The sequence below is a fragment of the Blautia sp. HCN-20427 genome (assembly GCF_037890365.1).
Classification (GTDB): Bacteria; Bacillota; Clostridia; order Lachnospirales; family Lachnospiraceae; genus Blautia.
Window position 1 is genome coordinate 1 of sequence record NZ_JBBKBX010000044.1, and the last position, 11,486, is coordinate 11,486.

The 11,486-nt window shown below is 38.3% G+C and carries 9 protein-coding genes and 1 pseudogene; all 10 read left to right on the forward strand.

The genetic code is table 11. The annotated features are described in order from the left end of the window. Positions 1-1,140: InlB B-repeat-containing protein (locus WKT17_RS15890; protein ID WP_445291970.1), on the forward strand; the 1,140-nt coding region annotated here is incomplete at its 5' end. Between the two features lie 442 nt (positions 1,141-1,582). Continuing rightward, positions 1,583-2,851 carry a lipopolysaccharide biosynthesis protein gene (locus tag WKT17_RS15895; RefSeq protein WP_291682072.1) on the forward strand — a complete coding sequence of 423 codons (1,269 nt, stop codon included), beginning with the start codon at positions 1,583-1,585 and terminating at the stop codon, positions 2,849-2,851. A gap of 107 nt (positions 2,852-2,958) precedes the next feature. Next, on the forward strand, positions 2,959-3,219 hold the full coding sequence (locus WKT17_RS16360; protein WP_442860025.1) for a YfhO family protein: 261 nt from the start codon (positions 2,959-2,961) through the stop codon (positions 3,217-3,219). 289 nt (positions 3,220-3,508) lie between these two features. After that, on the forward strand, positions 3,509-3,730 hold the full coding sequence (gene tnpB, locus WKT17_RS15900) for an IS66 family insertion sequence element accessory protein TnpB (protein ID WP_291682073.1): 222 nt from the start codon (positions 3,509-3,511) through the stop codon (positions 3,728-3,730). A 292-nt stretch (positions 3,731-4,022) separates the two neighbouring features. Further along, positions 4,023-4,336: pseudogene (locus WKT17_RS16365) on the forward strand (hypothetical protein); the annotation flags it as partial. Positions 4,337-4,464: 128 nt separating this feature from the next. After that, positions 4,465-5,403 carry a glycosyltransferase family 2 protein gene (locus WKT17_RS15915; protein WP_173747209.1) on the forward strand — a complete coding sequence of 313 codons (939 nt, stop codon included), beginning with the start codon at positions 4,465-4,467 and terminating at the stop codon, positions 5,401-5,403. Then, positions 5,397-5,828, forward strand: coding sequence for a GtrA family protein (locus WKT17_RS15920; protein WP_173747210.1), 432 nt, complete (start codon positions 5,397-5,399; stop codon positions 5,826-5,828). The genes WKT17_RS15915 and WKT17_RS15920 overlap by 7 nt, the downstream gene beginning before the upstream one ends. Before the next feature lie 33 nt (positions 5,829-5,861). Continuing rightward, complete coding sequence (locus tag WKT17_RS15925) at positions 5,862-6,815, forward strand: glycosyltransferase family 2 protein (protein ID WP_173747211.1); 954 nt, start codon at positions 5,862-5,864, stop codon at positions 6,813-6,815. Positions 6,816-6,899: 84 nt separating this feature from the next. After that, entirely contained in the window at positions 6,900-9,428 is a 2,529-nt protein-coding gene (locus WKT17_RS15930; RefSeq protein WP_173747212.1) for a YfhO family protein, read from the forward strand. After that, entirely contained in the window at positions 9,421-11,214 is a 1,794-nt protein-coding gene (locus WKT17_RS15935) for a DUF6020 family protein (protein WP_173747213.1), read from the forward strand. The genes WKT17_RS15930 and WKT17_RS15935 overlap by 8 nt, the downstream gene beginning before the upstream one ends. Positions 11,215-11,486 lie beyond the last annotated feature (272 nt).

The window sequence follows — 11,486 nt, forward strand, 5'->3', positions numbered from 1 at the left end:
GATGCTTCTGTATCAAAACAAGATGATAATATTTACACATTTCAGATGCCTGCAAGAGATGTTACAGTTGAAGTTATCAATCAATCGCTAGATGAAAAACACAAGGTATATATATCAGTGTCAAATCCTGCAACAACAAAGGTACCGGTGGGAACAGATTGGCATGAGGTAGTTGCAGGAGTTACTGAATGTAAAGCATGTGGATTTAAAGGAAGTAAAGAAAACATACGTCTGATAAGTGGTTCTTTTAACCAAGTAGGCAGTGCAACATTGAAGTTAGCATATTCAGAGGAGCATAACGGAATCCTTCATGAAACAACTGAGGAGTATACTTATACTGTAATAGATGGCTATAATGTCTATATATATCAGGAACCTGAAGCGGGCTGGCTTTCTGTTGATAAGGAAATAGCAAAAGCCGGCGAAATTGTTACTGCGACCGTAAAACCAAACCAGGGATATAAAGTAGATGCCGTAAGAGCATATGACAATAATGCGAAAAAAGTAAGTGAAAATACTTATACATTTGAGATGCCAGCAGAGAATGTAACAGTGTTTGCGATATATTCAAGGACATCTTTTACAACAGCAGTGACCAATTTAAAGAGTGTTCCAGCTGGAAAACAAAAGGTAAAACTTACTTGGAATTCCGCAGAAGGGGCAGAAGGTTATCTCGTTTATGCGCAGAAGAATGGGAAGTATGGTTATGTAGGAATGACAACAAAGGGAACTACATTTACGGATACAAAAGCATTAGATACTGATTATAATTATTATTGGGTATTCCCATACGTTACGGATACTGATACTGGAAAAATGCTTCCTGGAAAATGTACAAAATATGTATGGGCAAAAGGTGTGATTCCGGCAGTGCAGAACCTGAAAGCATTTTCTGCAAAAGGTGGAGTAAAACTGACATGGACAGAGCAAAAGGATGCTGAAGGATATCTTGTCTATGGACAAAGAGCCGGTGGGAAATACGGCTATGTAGGAATAACAACAAAAGGAACAACATTTACAGATACTAAGGCTTCCAAAACAGCATATAATTATTATTGGGTATTCCCATATCATAAAGATGGTCAGGGAAATATGATTGTGGGTGGAACACCGAAGTATACTTATGGAAGAGCATTATAGAAATTATTTATAGTATGAATCAAACAAAATAGTGGGGTGTTAAAGTATAAAAATAACCATTGGAAGATTTGATGAAAGAACATCCCCAAGGAAGATATTAAAATTCAAAGCAGAATCAACAGGTAAAAATAAAGTGAGGTTGTCCTAGGAAAAGGTGTCGGAGTCAGAAGGATATGTTATTAATAGGCAGACTGGTAATGGAGAGGCAGAGGCTATAGGCGAAATAAAAGGGGGAAATACAACACAATTTGTGGATACAGCGACATCTACAACAGAGAGAAATTATTATGGATTTGTTGACAGAAAAGCAGGAAAAGAATATACTCGGAATGTTATAAAAATAAGAAGTTAGGTTTGAAAAGTGTAAAAAAAGATAATATACTGCGTATATACGATATCTGAAAAAATAAAACATTAAGAAACAGAAGGGTAAAAATATAACATGATAAAATCTTTTTTATATGGAAGTAAAGATAAAATGAAGTCAGCATATTTGTGGAATACCAGTGCAGCTATGCTAAACGCATTTCAGACAGTCTTTATATTGATGTTGATTTCCAGAATTGATCCCATTATAGATGCGGGGGTATTTACTATAGCATTTGCCATCGGAAATCTTATGCTGGCTGTGGGAAAATATGGAGTCAGACAGTTTCAGGTATCAGATATAAAGGAAAAATATAGTTTTAGAGAATATGTCTTTTCACGTGTTCTGACTAGCATACTGATGATTACTGCGTCGGTTGTTTATGTGGGATATTATTATGTGATGGGAGTATATAATACAGAAAAGTGCTTGGTAATCCTCTTGGTATGCATGACCAAAGTTGTAGATGCTGTAGAGGATGTATTCCACGGTCTGTTACAGCAACATCTCAGATTAGACATAGCAGGAAAAATTCTTACTATAAGAATCGTCAGCTATATTGTTGTGTATCTTATCGTTTATACAGTTACGCAGGATTTGCTTCTCACTTCCTTTATTGCATTTGTAGTATCTGTAATCCAATTTTTGTTATTAAATTACATAGCATTTAAAGCATTTGATATACAGCGAAAGAAAGAACTGAGGCGTGCCCAGGTGAAGAACCTGTGCATAGAATGTCTCCCTTTATTTATTTCTTCGTATTTAGTGATTTATATTGGAAATGCACCTAAATATGCGATTGATAAGGTGATGTCCAGCGAAGCGCAGGCTTGTTTTACATACATTTTTATGCCGGTATTTGTAATAAGTCTTTTAAGTCAGTTTGTTTATCAGCCTGTTATTAGTAAAATGGCATTGCTTTGGCATGAACAAAATATTCCGCAGTTAAAAAAACTGATTCTTAGACAGATAGGGCTTATTTTATTACTGTCTCTGGTAGCTGTTCTGGGCGGGGATGTGTTGGGAATTCCGGTGTTGTCGATTATTTATGGTATAAACCTTGATGCATATAAAACATCATTGGTAATTTTATTGATAGGTGGTGGAGCTTTAGCTTTTGTAAATTTTCTTCAAATGATTATTACAATAGCTCGAAAACAGAAATTATTAATTATAGGATATCTTCTGGCATTTCTAGCATTTCTGTTTTTTGGGAAAACAGTTGTAAAATATTATGGAATTGTTGGTATTTCTGTTTTTTATACTGCAGTTGTAAGCGGTATAGGGCTAGTGTTTGCACTGTTAACTATTGGAATTATCAGTAAAGGGGAGAGAAGACGATGAGAAATGATGCATTTTTAGTTCCGTTATGTATTATTCTTCTTTATATGAATTTTTTATGGGGTGTCACCAAGTGTTAAATGGAATGGAAAGCTGGAAGTATTCTTTCCATGCAAGATTGGAGGAAATACAACGGTTTTGGTTGTCTATTATTTAGCTTCGCCATTAAATCTACTGCTATTATTTATACCAGTGGGAAAATAGCCCAGTTTCTTACTTTTTTAATTATTTTAAAGATGTCCTTATGTGGAGTTACGACTTATTTGTATTTGTGGCAGATGAATTTATCAAAAGGTGTATTTGCGCTTTTTCTGTCAACAGGATATTCACTGATGGGATATAATATCCTTCAGTGTAGCAATATTATGTGATTGGATGGTGTTATTATTGTAACAGCAAAATAGCAAGTATCTTTTCAAAATCGTCATATATGAGATAATAGGCTCATTACTATAAAGTCAAAAAAGTTTAGTAATCAACTTTCTTGACTGGACTACAGGAGGTGAGTCATGAAATCTCACACAAGCTTAGTTACACAGCAAACACGTTTGAGTGAATGGGCTGAACTGGTCAGAGACTGTCAAAACCGCCCCAGGGTATGAAGATTGATGAATGGTGTCAACTACATAACATTACGAAAGCAAGCTATTATTGGAGACTATGAAAAGTACGGGAGGCATTTTTAGCAACTGTCTTGCCAGAATCATACGTTTTCAGTTTCATCTCGATCCTTATGATAAGAATACATTATTCTTGTTTTGTGGCAAGCGTACGGACCGGATAAAAGGACTCCTCTGGGAAGGGAATGGGTTCCTGCAAGGTTTGGAAATCATTGCCAAAAGTCCAATTGAAGAAGTTCCGAATCTGGCGTTTTCCATGTGATTTGTGCAAAACGTAGAAAATAAAACCATTTTTATTCATGTCGATTTATTCTGTGCGATATAAAATTTAAAGTTATTCACATCATGAAAGTTGATTATGAGTTTTTATATTCTCATGATTCAAAAACTTTTCAGATTATGGATAACAGTCATAAATATCTGAATTTCCGGCAGTTATTTTCAGGTATTCATGACTGTTATCCACCGTCAAAATGACGAAGGATACAGAAAGCAAAAATGGTAAAAACTTACCATTTCTGCTATAATACCACTCAGAAAGGCGAGGTTCGGTTATGGCAGTTGAGTATACGGAAGAACAATTAAATACAGTTGATAAGTCGCTTCTTATCCATCTGCTTTTGCAACAGCAGGAACAGTTGGAAGCCTTAACAAAGGAACTTTGTGCATCAAATGAAAAATGCAGCTTCTGATGGAAACAGTTACCGGATGCAATTTCCAGGTATATGCCAGCAAAACGGATGAACATATGGTCAAAGCAGACTATCCAAAGACCTTGTTACATGGAAGCCTGGTATCACTATCTCTGGTAGCTGCAATCATCAATGGAAAGTATGTGAATGCAGTCGGTTATGCTCTGAACCAGGAAAAACATCAAGGTACTCGCTATTTGGCGTTTACTTACAAATAAACTTACACTTCCCTTTTCTCACAATCTGTAGTAAGATTACAAAGGAAAATGAAAGTTTATAATAGAAATTTAGAAGGAGTACAAAAGTGGATAAAATAGCAGTTTTAATTCCATGCTATAATGAAAGCCAGACTATCGAAAAGGTAGTAAAGGACTGGAAACGAGAGCTTCCAGAGGCTGTCATTTATGTGTATGATAACAATTCAAAGGACGGAACGGATGAAATTGCCAGAGAAGCCGGAGCGGTGGTTCGTTACGAATACCAGCAGGGAAAGGGAAATGTCATTCGCCGTATGTTCCGGGAAATTGATGCCCAGTGTTATATTATGATAGACGGAGACGATACGTATCCGGCAGAGATGGGCAGAGAAATGGTAAATAAAGTGTTGGAGCGAAATGTGGATATGGTGGTTGGTGACCGTCTGTCTTCTACTTATTTTGAGGAAAATAAGCGGCCTTTCCACAATTTTGGCAATAGTTTGGTAAGAGGAAGTATTAACCGACTGTTCAGAAGCAATATCCGGGATATTATGACAGGGTACAGAGCGTTCAGCTATGAGTTTGTAAAGAGTTTTCCGGTATTGTCTAAAGGATTTGAAATTGAAACCGAGATGAGTATTCATGCGGTAGACAAAAATATGGCCGTGGAGAATATAATCATTGAATACAGAGATAGGCCGCAGGGAAGCGAATCAAAGCTGAATACGTATTCAGATGGCTTTAAAGTATTGAAAACCATTGGAAGGTTATACAAAAATTATAAGCCCATGCAATTTTTTGGTATGGTATCTTTACTGTTGTTTATTATAGCAGCCTGTATGTTTGTACCGGTATTGATTACCTATTTTGAGATTGGGCTGGTACCGAATTTCCCTACCTTGATTGTCAGTGGATTTATGGCATTGGCTGCTCTGCAATCACTGTTTTCCGGCATGATATTATCTACCATTGCGGAACGGGAAAGACAGGAATTTGAATTCAGACTACAGCTGGTTAGAAGAATGAAAAAGGATGAATTATGTTAAAAAAACTGATGAAAAAATATGAGGAGCTTATTATGTACATCATAGTAGGGGTATGTACTATGATAGTTTCTCTTGTATCGTATTTTATTATGGCAAATACTTTGCAGATGTATTATCAGGCAGCCAATATTATCAGTTGGGTGCTGGCTGTGGCATTTGCTTATGTGACCAACAAAAAGTATGTGTTTAAATCTCCTTATACCAGTGTTCAGGCGACAACAAAGGAATTGGTCAGTTTTGTATCCAGCAGGGTGGCCTCTCTTCTTGTGGAAATTCTGAGTATGTTTTTCTTTGTTCAGGTCTGTCAGATAGATGATAATATTGTGAAACTGATGAACCAGGTGTTGGTAACTGTGTTGAATTATATTTTCAGCAAATTCTGGGTTTTCCGAAAGGAGAAGCAGCACAGAGGACAAGCTGAATAAAGTATGGCACTGTACAAAGGAGGAAGAAGAAATATGTCAGAAAAGATATCACTGGTAGTTCCGTGTTATAACGAAGAAGAGGTTCTGCCCTACTTTTACGAAGAATTTTGTAAAGTTGCGGAAAAACTTTCGGAATTTCAGTTAGAAGTGATTTTTGTAGACGATGGTTCCAAAGACAGGACGCTGGCTATTGTAAAAGAGCTGGCAGAGAAAGATACCAGAGTAAAGTACCTGTCTTTTTCCAGAAATTTTGGAAAGGAAGCTGCTATCTATGCCGGATTTCAGCATGCAGACGGAGATTATGTGGCAATGCTGGATGCGGATTTGCAGGACCCGCCCTCGATGCTGCCGGAAATGCTTCGCGGTATCCGGGAAGAAGGCTATGATTCGGTAGCTACCCGAAGAGTCAGCCGGAAGGGGGAACCGCCTATCCGTTCTTTTTTTGCAAGACGCTTTTACAGGCTTATGAATCGGATTTCCACTGCGGAAATTATGGACGGTGCCAGAGATTATCGTTTGATGACCAGACAATTTAAAGAGGCAATTCTGGAAATTTCAGAATACAATCGCTTTTCTAAGGGGATTTTCGGCTGGGTCGGTTTTAAGACAAAATGGATAGAGTTTGAAAACGTGGAGAGAAAGGCGGGAGAAACCAAGTGGTCTTTTTGGAAGCTCTTTAAATACAGCCTGGAAGGGATTATTGGATTTTCTACGGCGCCCCTGGCTATGGTTTCTATGTTGGGAGTCGGTGTATGCTGTATTGCTTTTCTATTTTTAATCTTCATCCTTATCAGAACCCTTTGCTTCGGTGACCCAGTGGCAGGCTGGCCCTCTATGACCTGCATTATCCTCATGCTGGGGGGAATCCAGCTTTTGTGTATAGGAATTTTAGGTATGTATCTTTCAAAAACCTATTTGGAAACAAAGAAAAGACCCATTTACATCTGTGGGGAAACAAATATAAAAGATAAAAGTATACAAGAATAATGAGAGAGGTTGTTCTTTCCGATGATAAAGAGAGGACAGCTTCTTTTGAATGTTTAAAATATGAAGAAAAATGGAGAAGCAAATATGAGGAAACGATATGAAAGCTGGATATGGGCAGGAATTATTTTTTTCATAATTGTTGGGTTGTTTGTACTCATACAGGCAGCCAGTGGCCTTTATCCGTTTGGAAGTAAAACGAATTTGCTCTGGGATGAGGAGATTCAGTATGTGGATTTTTTTGCCTATTATCGTGATGTGTTGCTGGGGAAGGCGAAACTTGGCTATTCTTTTTCTAAGTCGGCTGGTGGTTCATTAGTGGCATTGTTTGGATATTATCTGGGCAGCCCCTTAAATTTGCTGGTTGTCTTTTTTGAAAAGGAACAGATTCCTTTGTTTTTGTTTTGGCTGACGGCAGGAAAACTGGGATTGGCAGGAATTACATGTTCTGTTTTTATCAAAAAGCGATTCTCTGGTATTTCCAAAGAAATGGTGTGCATGCTTTCCGTTGCCTATGGTTTGATGCAGTATAATATTCTACAGCTATCCAATATTATGTGGTTGGATGGGGTGATTTTACTCCCGCTGCTATTATTGGCTGTCTATGAATTTGTGCAGAGAGACAGAAAACTAGGGCTTTTTCTGGCTGTATTTTTTAGTATCGCGATCAATTGGTATACGGGATATATGATAGGACTTTTTTCGGTATGCTATTATTTTTATGAGAGAATTCTTGCATTTCATCAGATTACAAAAAAGGAATGGGGACGTTTTATTCTGGATACAGTAAAGTGCGGAGTGACTATGCTTTCAGGACTTTTGGCAAGCTGCTTTCTGTTTTATCCGATTTTTGTAGGGCTGAAAAAGGGAAAACAGGCCTTTAACCCGGAAATTTTTCAGTTTGGGACGTATGATTCTTTTATAGATGTCTTTCAGGGATTTGCATTGGGGAGTATCGTTCCTACGGTCTCCTTGTATTGTGGTCTTCTCTTTTTTGGCTTTTTTATTTATTTTTTTATTACGAAAGAGATAAAAATAAAGGAAAAAGTGTTGGCGCTTTTGGCTGTAGGCTTTATGTTTACAAGCTGCTGGCTGATTCCGCTGGATTGTATTTGGAGCGGTATGCGCTATGCTGGTACTTACCGTTTTCGATATAGCTTCATTGTGACTTTTCTGGTGCTCTATCTGGGATGCAGAGGTGTACAGATTTACCAGCAGAAGAAAAATGGAAGGGCTATGGGGCTGATATTTGCAGTGGGCATTTTAATGATTCTGTTTTTTCAGAAGAAGAACGGATATTATGAAAAGCAAAATTTGTATGCTACGATAATTTTTCTTGTGGTATATGGGATTTTGTTTTGTGTGCTTGGAAAGAAAAAAATTCTGGAAAGAGTCCTGCCGGGGGTGCTGGCAGCAGAATTAGTCCTTAATGGCGTATTTACTTTTGTGATTAATTATGGCGCAAATCCGGATATTCGTGTTTATACGGACTATGTATCTCAGTCCCAGCAGCAGATAGAGCAGATTCAGGAAAGAGAAGAATCCGTATTCTATCGAATGGATACACTGGAGAAGAGGAATGATGCAGGGGATGGCTGTTCTGCTTTTCTAAATGAAGCTATGGTTTATGGTTACCATGGATTAGCCCATTATTCGTCTACTTATGATACGGATATTTCCAAAATGATTTTCGATGTGGGATATTCTACACTCTTGGATTTAAGCGTAATCCAGGAATCTATTATACCATCTGATGCGCTTTTCGGGGTGAAATATCTGCTTTCCCAAAAAGAGGTAGCGGGTTATGAGAAAGTGGATGAAATACCGGAATATAATGGGAAATCGGTATACTTGAACCCTTATGCGTTGGACGTAGGAATTGGAACAGGAAAAGAAATTTTGGAAAATATAGAAAATGCAGACCCGTTTGCCTTTCAGAATGAGTTATTTTCTAATTTACTGGGCCGGGAAGTTGAAATTTTCAAGAAGACAGAACCTGTGATGAAAATAGAGAATGGACAGGCGGAATTTCTACTTTCACAGGGAAATCCGGAAGATATTCTTTATGGTTATGTGGATTCCTGGATTACGGAACTACAGCTTTTTATTGATGGAACTTACCGATGTAATTATGCTACCTGGTTAAGTGAAAAGGTATTTTCTGCAGGATATGGAAGTCAGGACCATACGGTAACATTGACAAATTATACGGGGACAGAGCAGGAAATTTTTCCACATTTCTATTTTCTGGATATGGATGTATTTCAGGAGGTAATAGAAGAACTGAAAAATAAGGAGATGCACACAGAAATTTTTGAGGATGGGTATGTAAAAGGTACCTATGAGTCCGGCAGCGAAGGATATCTGTTGCTATCAGTGCCGTATGATGAGGGGTGGAGTGCCAGTGTCAATGGAGAGAAAGTAGAAATACAGAGAGGTGCCAACGCACTTTCATTGATTCCAGTATCAGCAGGAATCAATGAAATTGAACTGCACTATCATGTACCGGGAATCAAAATGGGAATCGTTCTTTCTGTAATAGGAGTTTTGTTGTTTGTGGGAATGTGTCAGACAGAAAAGTATTTTTGCAGACCAGGAAGGAGAAAGAATGGGTAACAGGAAACGGTTAAATGCAAACCAGGATATTTTTCTGTTGATTTTGGGAATCGCATGGGCAAATCTTATTTTTTTTCACCAGGAAAACTGGAAAATGGACCCATGGAAAGTGGGAATTATAGGCCTGGGCATTTATTTTTGTATCAAATGGCTTGGGGCAAGGAGAGAAGTCTTAAAAGATAGCCGGATGAGAGCTGGAAGTATTTTTTTTGGTCTGTTATTTGCGGCTATGGTAGTTGTCGGGGAAAAAATTCATGCAGGGGATTGGGAATTCCAGATGTTTTCTGCGGGAGATATTGTCTGGTTGATAGTATATTTTGGGACAGGAATGCTGCTTTTTCTCACACTGTCAACGTTTTTCTTTGACGGGAGGATGCGAAATTTGATGGAGAGGACTGGAAAAGATGAGAAAGGGGGAACGTGTAGGAAAGGAAATTGGTTGTTGTACAGCATTGTTTTCATGCTTTTCTGGACTCCGGTACTGTTTATTTACTATCCGGGGATTGTGCCGGAAGACGCCACAGTTTCTATAGCTATGGTATTGGGAGATTTGCCTTGGGATAACCATTTTCCGGTCTTTTATTCATTGCTTGCAGGAGGCAGTGTCTGGCTGGGCAGGGCTTTAGGAAATCCTAATCTGGGAGTGTTGTTGTATTCTCTGTTGCAGTTGGTTTCTATGGCATTTTTGTTGGGATATTTTTTAGAGTGGATGCAGAGGCGAATTCATCGGTTTTGTACATATTTTGCGCTGGCCTTTTTCTGTACTATTCCGGTATTCGGAAATTATGCCATTGTTATGTGGAAGGATCCATGGTATAGTGGGCTTTTGCTTCTTCTTGGTATGTTTTTATATGATAAAGCAGTTCTCGATAGAGAAGCCTTTTTGAAAAGAAAAAATCTAGTATTGTATGGTGTGTTGGGAGTCCTAATTTCTCTTATGCGCAATAATGGGATATACATCATGATTCTTATCAGTGTGGTTCTAGTTTATATGTACCGAAAGAGGGTAAAGAGAGTGGCTCTTACTTGTGCTGTGACGATTCTTTGTATTTGTACTATAACAGGTCCGGTTTACAAGGGCGTATTTTCGGCTGAGAATGAGTTTGTGGAGTCTATAGGAATCCCTCTGCAGCAAATGGTACGAGTAGTGATAAAAGATGGAAATATGACAAAGGAAGATAAAGAATTTCTGAATCATCTTATGCCTATGGAAAAGTATCAGGAGTATTATAATCCCTTTTTGGTAGACCCCGTGAAGTGGGCACCGGAATTCCATACAGACTATCTGAATGCACACAAAGCAGCATTTTTTCAAACATGGTTTTCGCTTTTAAAATCTAATTTTGGAATTTATGTGGAACAATATCTTATGGGAACATATGGATTTTGGCATATTGGCGGAGATACGCCATATGAATTCGTAAAAACGCAAATTGCTGCAAACGACTGGTGGCTTTACCAGATAGCGCCATTTGAAAGCTATTTTAATTATGCCATGCAGGAAAAAATGAGTGGAAAGTATGATTTTATGGCCTCAGGGCTGTTGGTTTGGATTGCTCTTTATGACGTACTGCTATGCTGGGTAAAGAGAAAGTCCAGATACATTCTGCCGTTGTTGATTATGGTGGGGAATTGGCTTACATTAATGATTGCTACGCCTACAGCATTTGGATTGCGGTATATTTTTATTATGATGCTGGGAGTCCCTTTGTTGGTATTTTATCCTCTGTTGCTGCCTCCTTCTGAGGAGGAGGCAACAAGCAGAAAAAAGCACATCAGCATGTGATAGCTGTCAATATATCTAGGGTCCTGGGAAGGATTGGCAAGAAAGAGTATGCCTGTTAAAAGCAAGGCAGGCAGAAGCGCCAGCAATTCCCGAGACCTTTTTTTCTTTATGAGAAGACAACTGCATACAAGCAGGACAAAAATGGAAAAACCGCCACGCCAGCAGATAGAGGACCATACAGGAATCTGGTCAGAGTGACCAAAAAAGTTCTGTTGAATTCTGGTGGACAGGTTTGATTGAATCTGTAGCTCTGCAAGTCCTGGATAATTATC

Excerpts from the sequence above, each read along its gene's own strand:
- tnpB (WP_291682073.1), top strand. The coding sequence starts at position 3,509 with ATGAAAAGTACGGGAGGCATTTTTAGCAACTGTCTTGCCAGAATCATA.
- WKT17_RS15925 (WP_173747211.1), top strand. The coding sequence starts at position 5,862 with ATGTCAGAAAAGATATCACTGGTAGTTCCGTGTTATAACGAAGAAGAG.
- WKT17_RS15895 (WP_291682072.1), top strand. The coding sequence starts at position 1,583 with ATGATAAAATCTTTTTTATATGGAAGTAAAGATAAAATGAAGTCAGCA.
- WKT17_RS15930 (WP_173747212.1), top strand. The coding sequence starts at position 6,900 with ATGAGGAAACGATATGAAAGCTGGATATGGGCAGGAATTATTTTTTTC.
- WKT17_RS15935 (WP_173747213.1), top strand. The coding sequence starts at position 9,421 with ATGGGTAACAGGAAACGGTTAAATGCAAACCAGGATATTTTTCTGTTG.
- WKT17_RS15920 (WP_173747210.1), top strand. The coding sequence starts at position 5,397 with ATGTTAAAAAAACTGATGAAAAAATATGAGGAGCTTATTATGTACATC.
- WKT17_RS16360 (WP_442860025.1), top strand. The coding sequence starts at position 2,959 with ATGCAAGATTGGAGGAAATACAACGGTTTTGGTTGTCTATTATTTAGC.